Below are 18,727 nucleotides of genomic sequence, written 5' to 3'. Positions count from 1 at the left end.
CCCCGGCCGGGGCGGCGCCGCGCGCGCCGGGCCGGCGGGGGGGGGGGGGCGGCGCCCCCCCCCCCCCCCCCGCCTCTACGAGGCCGAGAGGCTCGGCGGCGTGGAGACGCCCCCTCACCCGACCCGGCTTCGCTGCGCGATGCCGGGTCGACCTCTCCCCGCACGCGGGGAGAGGTGATCGCCAGCGCATCAACCAACAAACAAAAAGGAAGACACACATGGCCAAGGCACTCGACGGCAAAGTCATCATCGTCACCGGCGCGGGGCGCGGCATCGGCCGCGAGATCGCGCTGCTTGCGGCTCGCGAAGGCGCCAAGGTCGTCGTCAACGATCCGGGCGTCGCCGCCGACGGTTCGGGCACCGACGCCTCGCCGGCCGAGCAGGTCGTCGAAGAGATCAAGAAGGAAGGCGGCACCGCGGTCGCGAACTTCGAGAGCGTCGCCGAGGCGGTACCGGCCAGCAAGATCGTCAAGCAGGCTGTCGACACCTGGGGCAAGCTCGACGGCGTGGTGAACAACGCCGGCATCCTGCGCGATGCCATCTTCCATCGCATGAGCATCGACGCCTTCGAGCAGGTCATCAAAGTCCATCTGATGGGCTCCTTCTACGTCTCGCACGCTGCCGCGCGGCTGTTCCGCGAGCAGGAGAGCGGCTCGTTCGTGCACTTCACCTCGACTTCTGGCCTGATCGGCAATTTCGGCCAGGCCAACTACGCGGCCGCCAAGCTGGGCATCGTCGGCCTGTCGAAGTCGATCGCGCTCGACATGCAGCGCTTCAACGTCCGCTCCAACTGCGTGTCGCCGTTCGCCTGGTCGCGCCTGATCGGCACGATTCCGACCGAGACCGAGGCCGAGAAGGCCCGCGTCGCGCGGATGCAGCAGATGGGCCCGGAAAAGATCGCGCCGCTGTCGGTGTTCCTGCTCGGCGACGCCGCCAAGGACGTCACCGGCCAGATCTTCGCCGTGCGCATGAACGAGATCTTCCTGATGGGCCAGTCGCGCCCGATCCGCTCGGTGCACCGCGACGGTGGCTGGACCTGCGAGACGCTGGCCGAACACGGCATGCCGGCGCTCAAGGGCTCGTTCTACAAGCTCGACCGCTCCGCCGACATTTTTAACTGGGACGCGATCTAAGCGTGCTCACTTCTCCCCGCGTTGCGGGGAGAAGTGCTGATTAATAGCAACCCCTCTACGGTCATGCCCGGGCTCGTCCCGGGCATCTACGTTTTTGGCCTTGCGTGTGGCAAGACATGGATGGCCGGGCCTACGCCACGCCGAAGCGGCTTCGGCCGCGCAGGCGGGACGAGCCCGGCCATGAAATGGGGAGATGCTGTGCCGAACTGATTACTTCACCACGAACTCGATCCGCCGATTGGTCGCCCGTCCCTCCGCGTTGTCATTGGCGGCGAGGGGCTTGGAGCTGCCGTAGCCGACCGCGGTGAGCTTGGCTGAGCCGATGCCAACCTTGGTCAGGCTGTCGACCACCGCCTCGGCCCGGCGCTTCGACAGCGCCTCGTTGGCGGCCTTTTTGCCCGCGGCGTCGGTGTGGCCGGCGACTTCGATCTGTACCGCCGGGCAATGCGCGATCACCGCCGCAAGCTCCTTCAGCACCGGCCGCGACGCCGGCACGATCTCGGCGCTGCGCCGCTCGAAATTGATCTTCTGCGCCGCAACGAGCGCCGTCAGACTGTTCTGGCAGGCTTCCACCGACGGGATCGAAGCCGTTGCCGACGCGTCCGCGGTACGGACCACCGCAGCCACGGGCGCGGGGTCGGGCTTGGCGGCCTCCGCCACGACCTTAGCAGCAGCTTCTTTGGCTGCGGCCTCCTTGGCAGCCGCGTCCTTTTCGGCGGCTTCCCTTGCTGCAGCTTCCTTGGCCGCAGCCTCCTTCGCAGCGGCCTCGGCCGCAGCTTTGGCGGCCGCCTCCTTGGCGTCCGCGTCGGCCTTCGCCTTGGCGTGCTTCGCCGCTTCGCGCGCGGCCTTGGCGGCGATTTCCCTAGCCGCTGCGGCCTTCTCGACCGCCTCTCGCGCCTCGGCCTCCGCCTTGGCCTTGGCTTCAGCCTCGGCCTTTGCGGCAGCTTCCGCCTGCAGCTTGGCAACCGTTTTCGCCGCCAGCGCCGGACCGCTCAGTTCCTCGACCTGCGACACCAGCCGCACGCCCTTCACTTGCAGGATTTGCTCGCTGAGGGTCGCCCGCGCCCCACCGAGATCGTCGGGCAGCAATACGTCACGGCCGGCAACATCGAAGTTCAGAGAGTCGGCGCCGGCCGCTTGCACGACTTCAGCGACGCGCTCGCGCAGATCCGGCTCGATCTTCGGCAGCGCCGTGATTCCGAATACCAGCCAAATCAGGCCCGTCGCGAACAAGCCGACCCACCAGCCTTCGAACCGCGCCGGTAGCAATTGCACCGACAGCCCGCCGACAATGCCGCCGAGGATATAAGCCACGATCAGCCCCGCAGCGGCCTCCAGCATCAGCTCCGGCCGACCCGATGCCAGTCGCATCACGACCAGCACCACCAAGAAAGCAATGACCACGCCGACGCGGATCAGCCAGTAATCCTCGAGATCCGCCGCCCAGCCGACCTCATTTGCGATCAGCGGCGTTACGATTCCAACCACCCCCGCGGCCAGCAGCCACGGCCAATATTGCATCACCAGATAGATCATCGCACATCCCCCGCGACGCCGGGCACGCACTTGCGAGCTACTCGCGCGCGTCCAACTGTTGCTTTTCCGCGCGCAAGCTAACGCCACCCGCGCAGGTGCGACCATCTGACTTAAGTTCAGGCGTGTAGTTGCGAATGATGACGGATTGAGCAAGGCGCCGCGAGGGACGGCAGAGGGCGGTGGTATTAGCGCGATCGAACTGTACAGGGGTGCGGTACGCGGCAATGAATTACCGCGTACGCGAGATCAGCGGTGCGTAAATCATGCGCAGCGCAAGAGCCCGCGCACGCAAAGCGACGTAGCGGCTCCCCCCCGGATATCGCGTCGCTCATCCGGGGGTAACGGATACGCAATCCGCCTTTTTGGCATCTCTGCCCGGCACGCCAGCAGCGCGCGCTGTAACTTACGAGAAGAAGACTATCTAAAGTCCGGGACTGAAGTGAGCCGATACGATGATTCCCCGGCTGTCCAAGCCGATCCGCCAGTACAGCGAGCGATGCTTGTGCTGAACCAAGTACACATCGACGCCGCCACTGGCGACACCCATGAAACGGAGCGACTGCATCTGGCCGGCTTTGCCGAGGCTGACTTGGATGTCGGGCCATTGCTTCCGGGTCAGCTCGGCAAGTGGAGCGCTCATATCATCGAAGTTCGGCTCGCCTGCGACCAGGCTCTCGATCAGCCGACGCAACGCTTGCTCCGTTCCCTCGCTGGGCGACTGGCTCTCGACCTTCTGTTCGAGCGCTCGCTCCAACCGTGCGGCTTCCGCCCGATCGATCCGCTTCATCTCGATGTCGCGGCCATTTTGACGCAGCACCAACGAGGTCGTCCGGCCGGCGGCATCGACGATGAAGCTGATCTGGGCATTGACGAGTTTGGCGAAGAACTTGGTCTTCGCTTCCCCGTAGATTGGCACGTTCGGCTGTCCTGTCAGCCGCGACATCAGCTGCTTGCCTTCACGACTGATCGTCATCACGGCTTGATCGCCCAGCCGATAGTAGCCGACGTATTGATCGAGCACACGGCGATCAATCTCGATCTCTCGGCGAACCGGCTTCGAGCCGGTTTCACTCTGCGCACGAGACGGCGGCGCATCGGCCTGGATTTTCGCCGACAGGACATTCCAATCGGGGAAGCCAAGCGTCCTGGCGACAAGCTCGAGGCTCTCGCTGTGGGTGATGGGATAAGATCTGGCGTTCAACGCCTCACGAAGCGTCTGCGCCATGACTTTGGCGTCGCGGAAATCGCGCATCTGTAAGCCTCTGCATGAGCGAACGGGAAAAGCCAGACGCTTGCATTACTGGCCCGTTCGACCCGGGCAAAGAAGGCCACAGTGGCTGGATACGTTCGCCATTCCCTTTGCAGGGCGCAAGCAGCAGGTCGCATCTACCTGGACAGTATGCTCGCGCGCCTCGCGCCTGATGTCAATGTGGCTCGCGCGTCTCTGATGCAGGACCAGCTTTCACGCGGATGCGCGCGTTGTGACGCAGTAACGCGCGTGACCGTAGCGACATGCGGGTCATCACTCCCAGATATCGTTTCGCTAATCCGGCTACGGACTCCTCACCCACTATTCCTTAACCCGGCCGAGATCCCGTTGATCGTCAACTGAATCCCGCGCAGCACCTGTTCGTCGGGATCGTGGCTGCGGTGCTCGCGAAGTAACTGCACTTGCACGTGGTTCAGCGGGTCGAGATACGGGAAGCGGTGGCGGATGGAGCGCTCCAGCAAGGGGTTGCCTTGCAGCAGGCGATCGTGGCCCATGATGGCCAGCAGGCTGTCGATTGACGCATGCCATTCGGCGCGGATGCGGCCGAAGATCTCGTTGCGCAGGTTCTCGTCGGGGACCAGTTCGGCGTAGCGCGAGGCGATCCCGATGGCGCTCTTCGACAGCACCATGTCCATGTTCGACAGCAGCGTGCGGAAGAACGGCCATTCCTGATACATCGCGCGCAGGAACGCCACGCCCTTGTCGGGGTGCTGCACCACCCAGGCTTCGACGGCACTGCCGAAGCCGTACCAACCCGGCAGCATCAGCCGGCATTGCGCCCATGAGAATACCCAGGGGATGGCGCGCAGATCCTCGATCGCGCGGGTCTTCTTGCGCGACGCCGGGCGGCTGCCGATGTTCAGCGTGGCGATCTCATTGATCACCGTCGAGGCCCAGAAGTAATCGACGAAGCCGTCGGTCTCGTAGACCAGACCGCGATACGCCTTGAACGCCAGCGCGGAGATCTGCTCCATCGCTTCGAGATAGTCGGCATGCGGCGCGACGCGCTTGGGCTGTAGCAGGCTGGCTTCCAGCGTCGCGGCGGCGAGAATCTCGAGATTGTTGCGGCCGACTTCGCGGTTCGAGTACTTGCTGGTGATGATCTCGCCCTGCTCCGTGATGCGGATCTGGCCGTTCACCGCGCCGCCGGGCTGCGCCACGATGGCGTCGTAGCTCGGGCCGCCGCCGCGGCCCACCGAGCCGCCGCGGCCGTGGAACAGCCGCAACCGCACGCCATGATGCTCAAACACCTCGATCAGCCCGATCTCGGCCTTGTACAGCTCCCACCCGGAGGTGACGAAGCCGCCGTCCTTGTTGCTGTCCGAGTAGCCGAGCATCACCTCCTGGACGCCGCCGCGGCTGTCGACCAGCCGGCGATATTCCGGAATGCCGAGCAGCCGGTCCATGATCTTGGCGCAGGCCTGCAGATCCTCGATGGTTTCGAATAGCGGCACGATGTTGATCGCGCTACGGCCGGTCGGCCCGAGCAGCCCTGCCTCCTTCAGCAGCACCGCGGCTTCGAGCAGGTCGGAGACGCCCTTGGTCATCGAGATGATACATTGCGGGATCGACCGCGCGCCGTAAGTCGCATGTGCTACCGCGGCCTGGCGGAACACCGCGAGTTCGCCGACGGTCTCGTCGCTATATTTGACGAACAGCGACGTCAGCGGCCGGGCGCTACGCAGCTCGGCGGTGAGCAGCGCAACACGCTGGTCCTCGGTCATCGCCGCGTAGGACTTGCCCGGGTGGGCGGCGTCGATCAGCTCGGTCATGGTGCGCTCGTGCACCGCGGAATTCTGCCGCATGTCGAGGCTGGCGAGATGGAAGCCGAAGCAGTCGATGGCGCGGCGCAGCCGCCGCAGCCGGCCGCGCGCGATCACCGTCGCATTGGTGTTGACCAGCGAATGGTGGATCACGTCGAGATCGGCCTTGAAGGCGTGCACGCTGTCATACGCCTCGGCCTCGCCGACCGGCGCGCGCACGCTGTCGATGTTCAGCCGCGTCGCCGTCGCGGCGAGCCGGGCGTAGATGCCGGACACCGCGAGCCGATACGGCTCGTAGCGGCGATGCGGCGAATGATCGGGCGAGCGCTCCGCCAGCGCGCGGACCTCGTCGCTGATGGGCGCCAGATGCGACGCCAGCGACAGCTCGGAGCCGAGCTCGTGCAGCTCGTCCAGGTAATAGCGAAGCACCCGCGCGCTCTGCAGCTGCAGCGTACCCTGTAGCACCTCGGAGGTGACGAACGGATTGCCGTCGCGGTCGCCGCCGATCCAGCTGCCCATGCGCAAGAAGCTCGCCAGCTCCTCGCTGCTGCCGTCCTCAGCCGCGAGTTGGTCCTCTAGCGCGCCGTACAGCCGCGGCACCTCGTGCAGGAAGGTGTAGTCGTAGAACGACAGGCCATTGGTGACCTCGTCGAGCACGGTGAGCTTGGTCCGGCGTAGCAGATTGGTCTTCCACAGCGTCAGCACCGCGCGGCGCAATTGCTCCTCGTTCTGCGCCCATTCGTCGGCGGTGAGCTGGACGCGGTCGCGCTGGTCGAGCAGCGCGGCGATTTCCATCTCGCGGTCCATCGTGCTCTTGCGCCGCACCTCGGTCGGATGCGCGGTCAGCACCGGGCCGACCAGCGCGGTCTTGAAGAAGTCGCGCAGCGCGCGGGCGTCGATGCCCTCCTCACGGGCGTGCTTCAGTGTCTTGGCCAGCATGCCGGCGCGCGGCGCCGAGCCCGCGGTCGATCCCGCCCGCATCTGGCGGATGTTAGTCTGATCTTCGGCGATGTTGGCGAGGTGCGAGAAGTAACTGAATGCGCGGACGATCTTGACTGTGTCCGACGCCGATAGGCCGTCGAGGATCGCTTCAAGCTCGCTGCGCGCTGTCTTGTCCTCATCGCGGTGGAAGCGAATCGAGGTCTGGCGGATCAGCTCAACCAGGTCGAACACCGCGGCGCCTTCCTGGTCGCGGACGGTGTCACCCAAAATCCGGCCGAGCAGCCGGATGTCGTTGCGCAGCCTGATCTCTTCTTCGGTCAGCGCGCCTTCATCGGCGCGGTTGGGAAGCGTTTCGGGCTCCGTCGGCAAGGTCATGGTCATCGCACACTCCAGGCTGGCGATCCCCATCCTGACCGATTGTGCGCCGCACGCAAGATCAACCCGCGGGCCGGCCGCTCACCCGTCCGTCAACGGCCGCCGAACAGCGGTCGCACGTTGTCAGATTTTGCTTCTCCCTCTTCCGCCGTGGGGACTGCCGGATCGCGCGGCGGCTCGGGGACCCTCGTCTCCGGTAGCACCGTTTCGGTCGTCGGCCCCGGCTCAACGGTGCCGACCGGGGGCGGCGCGGCGGGGCGCGGCGGCAGCACCGGATCGTGCAGCGAGGACCGTGGCGCTGGCGTGGTTTCCGGCGGATCGAACAGCGGCGGCTCGAACCCGGTTGCCTGCGCCACGGGCGCGGTGGGCGTCGCGGTCATCGGCGTCGTCTCGGCGCGCGTCGGCGCTTCGTACAGCGGATGCTCCGGACCAACGGCCGACCGCGCACGCATCCACACGAACGGCACGGCGATCGCGATCAGCACGGCCACCACCAGAACGATCAACAGCGCCGACTGCTGCAGCAGCGCGGCCGCCGGCACGCTGAGGCCAAGCAGAAAACCGACGACGCTGACCTTCCACGATCGGATGTGAAGACCGGCGCTGAAGGTGCCGAGCGCCAGCAGCGTCAGCACGCTGAGCGCGGACGCCACGCCGGTGACGTTACGCAGCACCTGCAGCGACATCAGTTGCATCGTCACCAGTACGGCAGCCCAGTGCAGCGCCTGCGAGATGACCAGATGAATGTGCTCGTCGCGGCCGACGACATGCGGCCAGCGCGCGATCACGCAGATCAGCCCGAACAGCGGCGTGATCAGCACCCAATACAGCCCGGTCGGATTGAAGCTGGTGTAGGCCACGCCGCCGAGCGATAGCAGCAGCATCAGCACATAAGGCCAGTCCCGCAGCAGGAAGCCGCCGAACCCGGAATGCCATTTGCGTGCGGAGGGAGTGTCATAGTCCACGCCGGTCATGATCGAAGCTCCTGAAGCTGGCCTTGCGGCTGGCGGTCGACAGACAGATCGAGACGGTGCCACCCTATCACGCTCTGCCCCGCTGCGGAGGTTGCGCGATCCGCAAGGTGCCGGATGCGGCTTCCGGCCGCGCATCGGCGATCCGTTCGGGAGCCAACAGCGCCACCCCGCCCAGGTTCCAGCGCCGATCGTCGCGCGCACAATGGATCGATCATTGTTGTTGAAATCACAAAACCAATACGTTTGATTCATGAATGAAATTGGCGCGGAGTGCCTCGGCCAGAGGAGTTGCGCCATGACCACGCCCTTGAATGCCCATGTCGATCACCATCGCCCTGCCCATTTCGCCCACCATGTCACCGCCATCGCGCCAGGGGTGTTGCTCGCGGCTGCGATCGCGGCGGCGGCCACCGTCATGCATGCGCTGCCCGGCGCAGCCAATCTCAGCCCGATGCTGCTGGCGATCGTGATCGGCATAGTCGGCCATAATCTGGTCGGTACCCCCGCCTGGGCGCTGCCCGGCGTCAAATTCAGCCTGCGCCGCGTACTGCGCTTCGCCATCATCCTGCTTGGCCTGCAGCTTACCACCGACCAACTGATCGAAGTCGGCGGCGAAGGGCTGGCGATCATCGCCGCAGCGCTGCTCGCCACCTTTGGCTTCACGGTCTGGCTCGGCCGTCGGCTCGGCGTCGACCGCAAGCTCACCGAGCTGATCGCCGCGGGCACCTCGATCTGTGGCGCCTCGGCGATCATCGCCACCAACACGGTCACCCGCGCCGACGACGAAGACGTCGCTTACGGCGTCGCCTGCGTAACCGTGTTCGGCTCCGCCGCGATGATCGCACTGCCGCTGCTCGCCGGCCCGCTGAGCCTCGACCCCCGCAGCTTCGGCTTGTGGACCGGCGCCTCGATCCACGAGATCGCCCAGGTCGTCGCTGCGGCGTTCCAGTCCGGCCCCGACGCCGGCGAGTTCGGCACCATCGCCAAGCTGTCGCGCGTCGCGATGCTGGCCCCGCTGGTGATCGGGCTCGGCCTGCTGGCCCGCACCCGCCTTCGCCATACGCAGGACAACGTCGGCCAGGCTGCGCCGCCAATGCCATGGTTCGTGCTCGGCTTCGTGGCGATGATCGGCGTGAACCACTTCGTGACGATCCCGAGCGGCGTGAAGAGAGAAATCGTCGCGCTTACCACCTTCATGCTGTCGATGGCGCTGGCGGCGATGGGGCTGGAAACCGATTTGCGTAAGCTCGCGGCGCGTGGTCTGCGGCCGGCTTTGCTCAGCCTCGCCGCCGCGCTGTTCGTCGCCAGCTTCTCGCTGACGCTGATCAAGCTCACAGGATGGCACGGATGACACTGGAGCAACTGCGCATCTTCATCGCGGTCGCCGAGCAGCAGCATATGACGCGCGCCGCCGGCGAACTCAACCTGACGCAATCGGCCACCAGCGCGGCGATCGCCGCGCTGGAAGCGCGTTACGACGTTAAGCTGTTCGACCGCGTCGGTCGCGGCATCGTACTCACTCAGGCCGGCCGTGAATTTCTCGGCGAGGCCCGCGCGGTGGTCGGCCGCGCCAAGGCAGCCGCGCAGGCGCTCGACGATCTGGCCGGGCTGAGGCGCGGCGCGCTGTCGCTTGCGGCGAGCCAGACCGTGGGTAATTACTGGCTGCCTCCGCGCCTGCTGGCGTTTCAGCAAAGCTATCCGGGCATCGCGCTGCAGGTGTCAATCGCCAATACCGAGCAAGTCGCCGAAGCCGTCCACGACGGCCGCGCCGACCTCGGCGCGGTCGAGGGCGAAGTCGACGATCCGGCGCTGAGTGCCAGCCGCATTGGCGGAGACACGCTGGCGATCGTGGTTGGATCGCAGCATCCCTGGGCCGGCCAGTCCCGTCTCGCCGCGAGCAAGCTGACCAGCACCGGCTGGGTGCTGCGCGAACGCGGCTCGGGCACCCGCGCGCTGTTCGAAGCCGCGCTACGCCGCGCCGGTATCGCGCTCGACGATCTCGATGTCCGGCTCGAACTGCCATCCAACGAGGCCCTGCGCGCCGCGGTCGAACAGTCGGACTGCGCCACCGCGATCTCCGACCTCGTCGCCGCCCCCTCGCTCGCCGCCGGCACCCTCCACCGCGTCCGCCTCGACCTCCCCGGCCGCTCGTTCTATTTACTGCGCCACAAGGAGCACACCGCGAGCAAAGCCGTGCAAGCAATGATGGACGTGCTCCGGGCTGATTAGTCTCGCCAAATGCCCTATGGCGAGTCCGAAGACCCGCGCTTCGTCACCGCGGATAGGCCAGAAGATCGAGCGCGCGGATGGTAGCGTTCACGACATCCCAGCGGAGCGACGCGCGGCCTACCAGGCCGCCGCGGCCGCGGGAAACACCTCGGCCTTGACCCCACGCGGGTCGCATCCGGCCTCCAGCATGCCATCCTCGTGCCGTTCGGCCGCGAGAACGAAGCCCTCCGACCAATCCGGCGCGATCGAGACGTCGTGGCCCAGCGCGTGGAGGCCGTTGAGTGTCGCCTCGCCGATGCGGGCTTCGACGCGCAGGCGCGCGGGGAAGCTGTCTTGCGGCGCGAAGAACCCGGGAAAATGTTCGCTGGAGAATTTGGCCGCTTCGATCGCGGCCTGCACCGACATGCCGAACACCAGGCGATTGAGCAGAAACTGAATCTGCCACTGATCCTGCTGATCTCCTCCCATGCTGCCGCATGCGATCCAGGGCCTGCCGTCCCTGGTCACGATAGTCGGGCTGATCGTCGTCCTCGGCCGCTTGCGCGGCGCCACCACGTTCGGATGATCGACCGGACCGAGGCAGCAATTGGAGAGCCGGTTGCCGAGCGGAAAGCCGAGGTCCGGAATTACTTCGGCGGATTTGATCCACGCCCCGCTCGGTGTGAACGCGCAAGCGTTGCCTTCGTCGTCCATCGCATCGATGTGGACCGTCCCAGCGCCCCAGGGCGCGGTCGCGTGGCGCTTGTCCCGTGACAGCACGAGGCCGTCCGAGGGCTGCCCCGGCCGCATCTCCAGGGACGCCCGTCGCGGATCGATCAGCAACGCGCGGCGGCGTCCATAATCGTCCGCAAGCAACGCGGCGGTTGGTACGTCGACCTGTCGCGTGTCCGCGTAGTACTGCTCGCGGTCGGCGAACGCCAGCTTCATCGCCTCGGTGACGAGGTGAACGTAGTCGGTGCCGTTGTGCGCGAGCGATCGGAGATCGAACGATTTTAGGATCGACAGCGTCTGCAGCAGCGCGGGCCCCTGGGTCCAGGCATCGGTCTTGAAGATCCGCGCGCCATGAAAGTCGATCGCGACCGGCTGCTCGACCGGAATCTCGAACGCATCGAAATCGTCACGCGTCAGCAGCCCATCCTCTGCGTCGGAATAGCTGATTATCTTCGCCGCGACGTCTCCTTTGTAGAAGGCGTCGAACACCGCCTGCAGCCGCCACTCGCGCGAGCCGCCGGCTGCGCGCTCGGCCCGGACCAGATGGCCGATCGTATCGGCAAACGCCGGGTTCTTCAGAGTCGCGCCCTCGCGCGGCACCACGCCGTTACGCAGATACAGCGCCGCACTGCCCGGCCAGTGGGCGTTGAATTTATCCCGGTTGTCGATCAAGCCGAACTTGTGCTGATGCAGCAGCCCGCTGTGCACGGGGAAGCCGTTGCTCGCCAGATCCAGCGCCCGCGCCGAGAGTTCCTCGAACGTCTTGCGGCCGAACCGCTGCGCCGCCACCACGAGCGCCCCAAGCGCTCCCGGAACACCCGCCGCGAGAATCCCTTCCGCCGGAATCCTGTCGTGCCCGCGATCCTTGAAGGCGGACGGGGTTGCTTTCGCCGGAGCCATCATGTTGCCGTTGATGCAGACGACCTCCCCGCCGCCCGCGGGCGCAATCAGAATCGGACATTCGCCGCCGATCGTATGCATGTTGGGGTTGAGCAAGCCTTCGACCAGTGTGGCGGAAATCGCTGCGTCGATAGCGTTGCCGCCGGACTTCATGATGTCGAGGCCGGCATCCGCCGACAGATAATGGTGGGTCGCGATCACGCCGCGCCGTCCGAACACGCGGGGATAGAAGCAAGTGCCGTCCGTGGATGTGACTCGGAAGCTCCGCTCGCTCGTCGAATGCACGATCATCAGCACCTTACACTGGGACGCCGCCATCGCGATCGGCGTGCTATCAACCACCAAACCGTCCGCAGCATTGGACAGTTCGGCAAGGCCTAACAGACGTAGTTTCGGAACGCTCTGATCGGAAAAGCCGAACGACCGTGATCGCTGGCTGAGCACAACGGCCGTCAACGGGCGGTCTGTCGATCGCTCTCGAGCCGCAATAATAAAATCGATCGGACGATGAAATGAAGCAGACTGCACGTGATCGGCCGAGCCGGTGACTCGGATCAGACCATACGCAAATCCCCGCACGGCCTCAGGGCTGCGCGGGGAGTGGCGCGACGACGCGGGCAACTCAACTTGAGTGTTACACCCGCACGGCGGCGTCGACGACGCTCTTCGACGACGCAACGAACCCGAAGCAGGTCTTGATGTTCCACAGGGTCGCCTGGACGCAGAACTCAGGCGACGTGGTGCCGCAGCAATCCTCGACCAGGATGCAGTTGTATCCAAGGAAATGCGCGTCGGTCAGGGTGTGCATCACGCATTGATCGGTATTGACGCCTCCGAACATCACCGTGGTGATGCCGAGATTGCGGAGAATGCTATCGAGCGGCGTGTCCCAGAACCCGCTGATCCGATACTTGTCGACGTGAATGTCTCCCGGCAGCTGCTCGAGCTCGTCGACCACAGCCGCGGACCAACTTCCCTTCTCCAGCACTTTGGCGCCGGTCTTGGGATGCACGCCCCCGATCCCAAGGCCGTTGCCGTCGTTGTTGAACACATAGAGGATCGTCGGCGGCAGGTTGGCCTGATCGGCGCGGTTGCCCCAGTTCAGCCAGATGATCGGCACTTTGTGCTTCCGCAGCGCGGGTAGCACCGCCTGCAGCGGCCCGATCGGCGCCCGCTCCGGAGACAGGTCGGCATCGAGATAGTCCACCCAGCCGCCGGGCGCACAGAAATCGTTCTGCATGTCGACAACGATGAAGGCCGTGCGGTTGAGATCGACGGTGACGTTCTGCGGTTCCGCGGCTATGTCCATCCGCACCACGGGCGCCGGCTCGGCGGCAAGGTCGACCTGCTTCGGACTGACTCGCCACGGGTAGGCACCGCGTCCGAGGCGCGCCATCGGCGCCGACCCGGCAGGATGAATGGAACTAACAGGCTGAGACGTCGGCGTTGCAGAAGCGGATGACATTGGAGGCTCCCTAGAGCGATTACTGCGCTCCGGGCTAAGCAAGGCCCATGCCATCGCCTCACGCAGAGGGCGGCGGCATGGTGCGATGGGCCTGACTTCGCAACAAATCGCTGTCCATCCGGCAGAACCCCAGAAAGGTTTCCGCAGCGGTCGACAACGGCCGATCCCGCGGCCACACGACGCCGGTGGTCATCATCGGAATATCGGCGTCGACTTCACGCACCTCGATGCGATCGCCTTCAAGCGACCAGGTCCGGTACATCATGTCGGAGAGAATGGTGACGCCCTGACGGTTAGCGATCAGGCTGCGGACCGCCTCCACCGATTCGGTGCGCACCACGACGTTCGGCGCGCCGCCGTGCTTTCGCCAGTAGTTCGCCGTCGAAGCTTCCGCATCGTCGATCAACAGCTGGACGTACGGCAACGGGGCGATGTCGGCGAGCGTGACGACGTCGCGATACAGAAAAGGGTGCTGCGCGGGCAGCCAGAGCCGGCGCATCGAACTCACCAGCGTATGCGCGAGCAGCCGGTGCCGCTCGCTCAGATTCGAGGTCAGCATCACGGCGATGTCCAGGCGTCCGTCGAGCAATCCCCGCTCGATCTCCGGGCGCTGGGCTTCGACGACGTTGATCTCGACGTTCGGATAAATACGTTTGAAGCGCGCCAGGAACGGGGCGATGAAATAGCCCATCACGGTGATCGTCGCGCCGAGCGAAATGGACCCGGTGATGTCGCTTTCCGGCCGAACGATCGCAGCGCCGGCCGCTTCCACCGCCGACAAAACGTTGCGTGCATGGGCGAGAAGGCGGTGTCCCTCGTAAGTGAGTTCGAGACCGCGCGGCAGGCGCGTAAACAGCGATGTCCCCGATAGCGCTTCGAGCGTCGCGATCGCCTCTGTGACCACCGATGGTGAAATTCCGACCATCGCCGCGGCGGCGCTGATCTTTCCGGACTCGGCAACCGCGATGAAATAACGGATCTGTCGCAGCGAAACCGAACTGGCGAAACGCTCAGCGATCGATCGCTTCGAAGCCGGGTTTTGCTGTTTCGTAGGCATCCTCACCAGCAGACTGCTCAAGAAAGGTTCACGTTCATTCGGTTTTGCCGATGCCGCCGTTTCTAACATAGCTCTTTTAACTCGTGGAGCAAAACCATTTGATGTCGTTACTGAGCGTCGTTCCGGGATGCGACGCTGGACAACTACAACTCATGCGACAGCGGCTTCACTCATGGACAGACTGATTGATATCAGTTGTCTCGGGAAAGGATTGGACGATGATCTCCGGTGAATTTGCGAGAAGCTGCATCTTGCGCTTTGCGGCCGTCTCACTCGTTTGTTTGACGGCCTTCATGAGCTCACCGTCCCGCTCGTTCGCAGTTGAGATGTCGCCGGCAGCGAAAGCCGTGGTCGATTATGACCGATCCAACGCCAAGCCGAGCAAGAAGTATCGCATCGCCTATCTGACCGAATGCGTCGACAACCCCTATTGCATCGCGCGGCTCGAAGGATTGAAGGCCGCCGCAGCGAAATACGGATTCGAGTACAAGATCTTCGATGCGAACTTCAATCCGGCCACTCAGGCCAAGGTGGTCGAGAACGCCGTCACCGAAGGATTCGACGGCTATCTGTTCGGACCGGCGGCCGCGCAGCCGGGATGCGGGATCTACAACCGCCTGCTGAAGCCGACCGGAAAGCCCGTCGTATCGATCGATATCGCGATGTGCGGCGACCCCGACTACACGCCCGGCCTCGCCGCCACCCTGACGATGCAGGGACCGATGCATTTCGACAACTTCCTCGACAAGGCGTTCGCTACCTGCAAGGACAAGTGCGAGGTCGCCGCAGTCGGCGGCTTCGTCGGATCGGACCTGTTCACCTATTGGGAGAACGCCATTAAGAAGGCCGCCGCCAAGCATCCCAACGTCAAGGTCGTGGTCGACGAACCCGGCAATTTCGATCCGCGGATCGCGCTGAAGGTGATCCAGAACGCGTTCCTTGCGCATCCCAACATCAGCATCGTGATCTCGCCTTGGGACGATGAGACACGCGGTGTCGAGCAGGCGGTGATCGCGAGCGGCAAGACGCCAGGCAAGGACGTCAAGATCTTCTCCGGCGGCGCGACCAAGCTCGGCGTCGACAAGGTGAAGGCGGGCAAGTGGGAGTTCACCTACGCCTACCTGCCGTATCAGGAGTCGTATTACGGAGCAGCCGCCCTGATGCTCGCGCTCGAAGGCAAGCCGATCAATGCGCATATCGACGAGGCGCTGCTGCCGGAGATCGTGGAGACAACCGGCACAACCCTGATCACCAAGGACAACGCCGATAAATACAAGCCGAACTACTGATATGGACGTGTAGCATGACCGTGCCCGATCGAGGGCTCGCCGCAAGCCGATCCGACGAAACCGACCGGCTCGTCAAGTCCACCGTCGCAATCAAGGTCCGGAACGTCAGCAAGACCTTCCCAGGTGTTCACGCGCTCAGGAATGTCAACTTCCAGCTCGACACCGGAGAAGTCCACGGTTTGGTCGGAGCCAACGGCGCCGGCAAGTCGACCTTCATCCGCGTCCTCACTGGGGCCGAATTTCCCGATGAAGGCGAATTGGAGATCGAGGGGGAGCCGTTTCTATTCGACGATCCGCGGCGTCAGAAGACCGCCGGGATCGCGGCGATCTACCAGGAGCTGACGATCGTTCCGCAGCTGTCGGCAGCGTCCAACGTATTTCTTGGCAACGTGCCGCATCGGGGCTGGGTCACCAACCGTCGCAGGATGCTGGCGGAATTCAAGGCCCTCGCCCGCCGGATGGGCGTCGAGATCGATCCAGACGTGAAGGCTGACACGCTGTCGGTCGCCAATCAGCAGATGCTGGAGGTGATGCGGGGCGTCCAGGCCAATCGCAACATCCTGATCATGGACGAGCCGACGGCACCGCTCGGCCCGGTCGAACGGACGCGGCTGTACGAACTGATCGCGCGGCTGAAGGCCTCGCAGGTGTCGATCGTCTTCATTTCGCACGATCTGGACGAAGTCCTGCGGCTCTGCGACCGGGTCTCGGTGATGCGCGAGGGACAGTTGGTCGACACTCGCCCCTCGGCCGAGTGGAGCAAGCACACGCTGGTGCAGACCATGCTGGAGGGCGTCGAGATTGGCACCCTCGGCCGCAGGAGCGTGGCGCTCGGCGGGCCGCTGCTCGAGGTCGCCGAACTGTCGGTTCCAGGTCGGGTCGGGAGCATCAGTTTCGACGTTCGCGAGGGCGAAGTATTCGGCATCGCGGGCCTCGTTGGCTCCGGCCGATCCGAATTGCTGCAAGCCATCGCAGGTGCGGAGCCAACCGCGCGAGGCCACGTATCGATCGGCGGCCTAGACCATGCGCTGCCACTCACGGTGCGCCGCGCGATCGAGGCGGGAATTGCGCTGGCGCCGGAAGACCGCAAGCGTCAGGGGCTGGTGCTGTCCCGCTCTTCGCTCAGTAACCTCCTGCTGGCGGATATGAAATCGATCGCGCGGGGGCAACTGATCGACTTCGCCAAACGCCGTCGTGAGGGCGAGCGCCTGGCGGACAGGCTGGGCTTCAAGCGCGAACGTCTCGATTTCGACGCCTTGCATCTGTCCGGCGGCAACCAGCAGAAATTGGTGCTCGGCAAATGGCTGCATCGTAAGCCCCGCCTTCTGCTGCTCGACGAGCCGACGCGCGGGATCGATCTCGGCGCCAAGCAGGAGATCTTCACGACCATCCGCAAGCTCTCCGCGGATGGCATGGGAGTGATCCTGGTCTCCTCCGATCTCGAGGAGGTGGTGGAGCATTCCGACAGGGTTCTGGTGCTGATGAAGGGCCGTCAGCTCGCCATTCTCGATCGTTCCGAAGCCAGCGTCGAACGCATTCTGTCGCTGATCTTCGCCGTGGACGACAGAACCAGCAATGGAGCGTTGCAGTGACGCAATTGACCACGCAGACACCGCCGTCGTTCTCGTTGAACCTGAACTTCTCGCGGCTTATCCGGACCTACGGCATCATCCTCACGCTGGTGCTGCTGCTGGTCGTCGTAACCGCCGGAAATCCAGCATTCATCTCGCAGCAGAACCTGTTCAACATGCTGTCGCAGTGGGCGCCCGCCGGCATCATGGCGGCCGCGATGACCTTCGTGATCCTGACCGGCGGCTTCGATCTGTCGATCGCCTCGGGTTACTCGCTGTGCGCGGTGATCGCCGCCTACGTGGGACAGAGCTATCCGCCGGGGGCCGCGTTCGCAGCGGCCATCGCGGCAGGCCTGCTGTTCGGCCTCGCCAACGGCCTGCTGGTCGCTGTCGTCCGCATCAACCCGTTCATCACCACGGTCGGTACCGGTTTCATCATCAACGGGGTGGCGCTGGTGCTCACTCAGAATGCCGCATTTCTGGTGTCGAACGAAAGCTTCTCCGTTCTGGGCGCGGGACGGTGGCACGGCGTTCCGTATTCCGGCGCCCTATTCGTCGTCATCATCCTGGCGCTTGGCTTCGTGTTGAGCCGCACCGTCTATGGCGAAGCGATCTACGCGGTGGGAGGCAATTACGAGGCCGCCAAGCTTTCCGGAATCCGGGTCCGCGCGGTCGTCGCCAGCACCTACGTGCTGCTCGGCGGATGCGTCGGCCTCGCCGGTAGCATCGCGGCCTCGCAACTGAGTTCGGCTCAAGCCAATCTCGACCCCAGTGTCCTGTTCGACGTGCTGACCATCGTGGTGGTGGGCGGCACATCGCTTTCGGGCGGCGTCGGCGCGATGTGGCGCACGGCCGTCGGCCTCGGCATCATCGCGACGATCTCCAACGGGTTCATCCTGCTGGACATCAGTCCGTACTATCAGTCCATCATCAAGGGCGCGATCATCGTCGCCGCGCTGGCGCTCGACACCGGACTACAGCGCTACGCCAGCAGGCGATGACTGGACGAGAGCCCCACAAGATCGGGAGAGGCACGCCCCGCCTCAGCCGCCTGCCCCGATCAGTCGATTGAAGCGCCCGGCAACGGGAAGTAACTTGGTTCTCACCCGTTGAACCGCGCGCCGTCTAAAACCAAGTGGAAGGCGTGGATGGCAGGGCCTTCGCGGCGCCAAAAAGGGCTCCGGCCCTGCAGAGGGACAAGCCCGGGCATGACGCACTGCTTAGCAATGAAGCACGTCATTGCGAGCGAAGCAATCCAGCCCGGTACACTGAGCTGGATAGCTTCGTCGCTTCGCTCCTCGCAATGACGGAGAGGTTCTGTTTCCTTCCTGGGGAAACAGCGGCCCCTCAAATCGTCCGCCCCGCTTGCGCCCAATATGGATCGCGCAGGCGGCGCTTGAAAATTTTGCCGGAGTCTTCGCGCGGCAGCTCGGTCATAATCTGGATATGCTTCGGCACCTTATAGCCGGCCAGCGCGTGCTTCAGCTGATCGCGGATGTACGCCTCCTCCAG

At 64.8% G+C, this 18,727-nt stretch carries 13 protein-coding genes and 1 pseudogene; 6 read left to right on the top strand and 8 right to left on the bottom strand.

The features are described 5' to 3' along the window. Positions 1-218: 218 nt before the first annotated feature. Positions 219-1,133 (top strand): SDR family NAD(P)-dependent oxidoreductase, encoded by a 915-nt coding sequence (locus ACOJTD_RS03005; RefSeq protein ID WP_119859305.1) that lies wholly within the window; start codon positions 219-221, stop codon positions 1,131-1,133. A gap of 210 nt (positions 1,134-1,343) precedes the next feature. Here ACOJTD_RS03005 and ACOJTD_RS03000 read toward each other — a convergent pair whose 3' ends face one another. From ACOJTD_RS03000 to ACOJTD_RS02985, 4 genes are all read right to left on the bottom strand, one after another. Next, positions 1,344-2,669 (bottom strand): OmpA family protein, encoded by a 1,326-nt coding sequence (locus ACOJTD_RS03000; RefSeq protein WP_420131456.1) that lies wholly within the window; start codon positions 2,667-2,669, stop codon positions 1,344-1,346. A gap of 421 nt (positions 2,670-3,090) precedes the next feature. Further along, positions 3,091-3,921 carry a glyoxalase superfamily protein gene (locus ACOJTD_RS02995; protein ID WP_420131455.1) on the bottom strand — a complete coding sequence of 277 codons (831 nt, stop codon included), beginning with the start codon at positions 3,919-3,921 and terminating at the stop codon, positions 3,091-3,093. Positions 3,922-4,232: 311 nt separating this feature from the next. After that, positions 4,233-7,019, bottom strand: a complete 2,787-nt coding sequence (ppc, locus tag ACOJTD_RS02990; RefSeq protein ID WP_420131458.1) for a phosphoenolpyruvate carboxylase — start codon at positions 7,017-7,019, stop codon at positions 4,233-4,235. A 92-nt stretch (positions 7,020-7,111) separates the two neighbouring features. After that, positions 7,112-7,993: a hypothetical protein gene (locus tag ACOJTD_RS02985; protein WP_420131454.1), complete on the bottom strand. Its 882-nt coding sequence runs from the start codon at positions 7,991-7,993 to the stop codon at positions 7,112-7,114. A 295-nt stretch (positions 7,994-8,288) separates the two neighbouring features. Between ACOJTD_RS02985 and ACOJTD_RS02980 the strand changes: the two genes are divergently transcribed. Beyond that, on the top strand, positions 8,289-9,344 hold the full coding sequence (locus ACOJTD_RS02980) for a YeiH family protein (RefSeq protein ID WP_420131453.1): 1,056 nt from the start codon (positions 8,289-8,291) through the stop codon (positions 9,342-9,344). Beyond that, positions 9,341-10,222 carry a LysR family transcriptional regulator gene (locus ACOJTD_RS02975; RefSeq protein ID WP_420131452.1) on the top strand — a complete coding sequence of 294 codons (882 nt, stop codon included), beginning with the start codon at positions 9,341-9,343 and terminating at the stop codon, positions 10,220-10,222. Before ACOJTD_RS02980 ends, ACOJTD_RS02975 begins: the two co-directional genes overlap by 4 nt. 117 nt (positions 10,223-10,339) lie before the next feature. Here ACOJTD_RS02975 and ACOJTD_RS02970 read toward each other — a convergent pair whose 3' ends face one another. The 3 genes from ACOJTD_RS02970 to ACOJTD_RS02960 form a co-directional block, all read right to left on the bottom strand. Then, positions 10,340-11,986, bottom strand: coding sequence for a gamma-glutamyltransferase family protein (locus tag ACOJTD_RS02970; RefSeq protein WP_420131457.1), 1,647 nt, complete (start codon positions 11,984-11,986; stop codon positions 10,340-10,342). Between the two features lie 481 nt (positions 11,987-12,467). After that, entirely contained in the window at positions 12,468-13,229 is a 762-nt protein-coding gene (locus ACOJTD_RS02965) for a cysteine hydrolase family protein (protein WP_420131451.1), read from the bottom strand. Positions 13,230-13,356: 127 nt separating this feature from the next. Continuing rightward, complete coding sequence (locus tag ACOJTD_RS02960) at positions 13,357-14,376, bottom strand: LysR family transcriptional regulator (RefSeq protein WP_420131450.1); 1,020 nt, start codon at positions 14,374-14,376, stop codon at positions 13,357-13,359. Between the two features lie 272 nt (positions 14,377-14,648). Between ACOJTD_RS02960 and ACOJTD_RS02955 the strand changes: the two genes are divergently transcribed. From ACOJTD_RS02955 to ACOJTD_RS02945, 3 genes are read left to right on the top strand one after another with little or no spacing between them, the layout of a single operon-like run. Further along, positions 14,649-15,644, top strand: coding sequence for a sugar ABC transporter substrate-binding protein (locus ACOJTD_RS02955; RefSeq protein WP_420131449.1), 996 nt, complete (start codon positions 14,649-14,651; stop codon positions 15,642-15,644). Between the two features lie 14 nt (positions 15,645-15,658). Then, complete coding sequence (locus ACOJTD_RS02950) at positions 15,659-17,236, top strand: sugar ABC transporter ATP-binding protein (protein ID WP_420131448.1); 1,578 nt, start codon at positions 15,659-15,661, stop codon at positions 17,234-17,236. Beyond that, positions 17,233-18,216 carry an ABC transporter permease gene (locus tag ACOJTD_RS02945; RefSeq protein WP_420131447.1) on the top strand — a complete coding sequence of 328 codons (984 nt, stop codon included), beginning with the start codon at positions 17,233-17,235 and terminating at the stop codon, positions 18,214-18,216. Before ACOJTD_RS02950 ends, ACOJTD_RS02945 begins: the two co-directional genes overlap by 4 nt. Positions 18,217-18,562: 346 nt before the next feature. Here the strand turns inward: ACOJTD_RS02945 and ACOJTD_RS02940 are convergent. Further along, positions 18,563-18,727 (bottom strand): annotated as a pseudogene (locus ACOJTD_RS02940) (long-chain fatty acid--CoA ligase); the annotation flags it as partial.

The sequence above is a fragment of the Rhodopseudomonas sp. genome, assembly GCF_048594845.1.
GTDB lineage: Bacteria > Pseudomonadota > Alphaproteobacteria > Rhizobiales > Xanthobacteraceae > Rhodopseudomonas.
Note: the sequence above shows the minus strand (reverse complement) of the source record. Positions and strands in the feature narration are given on the sequence as shown.

Excerpts from the sequence above, each read along its gene's own strand:
- ACOJTD_RS03005 (WP_119859305.1), top strand. The coding sequence starts at position 219 with ATGGCCAAGGCACTCGACGGCAAAGTCATCATCGTCACCGGCGCGGGG.
- ACOJTD_RS03000 (WP_420131456.1), bottom strand. The coding sequence starts at position 2,669 with ATGATCTATCTGGTGATGCAATATTGGCCGTGGCTGCTGGCCGCGGGG.
- ACOJTD_RS02995 (WP_420131455.1), bottom strand. The coding sequence starts at position 3,921 with ATGCGCGATTTCCGCGACGCCAAAGTCATGGCGCAGACGCTTCGTGAG.
- ppc (WP_420131458.1), bottom strand. The coding sequence starts at position 7,019 with ATGACCTTGCCGACGGAGCCCGAAACGCTTCCCAACCGCGCCGATGAA.
- ACOJTD_RS02985 (WP_420131454.1), bottom strand. The coding sequence starts at position 7,993 with ATGACCGGCGTGGACTATGACACTCCCTCCGCACGCAAATGGCATTCC.
- ACOJTD_RS02980 (WP_420131453.1), top strand. The coding sequence starts at position 8,289 with ATGACCACGCCCTTGAATGCCCATGTCGATCACCATCGCCCTGCCCAT.
- ACOJTD_RS02975 (WP_420131452.1), top strand. The coding sequence starts at position 9,341 with ATGACACTGGAGCAACTGCGCATCTTCATCGCGGTCGCCGAGCAGCAG.
- ACOJTD_RS02970 (WP_420131457.1), bottom strand. The coding sequence starts at position 11,986 with ATGAAGTCCGGCGGCAACGCTATCGACGCAGCGATTTCCGCCACACTG.
- ACOJTD_RS02965 (WP_420131451.1), bottom strand. The coding sequence starts at position 13,229 with ATGGCGCGCCTCGGACGCGGTGCCTACCCGTGGCGAGTCAGTCCGAAG.
- ACOJTD_RS02955 (WP_420131449.1), top strand. The coding sequence starts at position 14,649 with ATGAGCTCACCGTCCCGCTCGTTCGCAGTTGAGATGTCGCCGGCAGCG.
- ACOJTD_RS02950 (WP_420131448.1), top strand. The coding sequence starts at position 15,659 with ATGACCGTGCCCGATCGAGGGCTCGCCGCAAGCCGATCCGACGAAACC.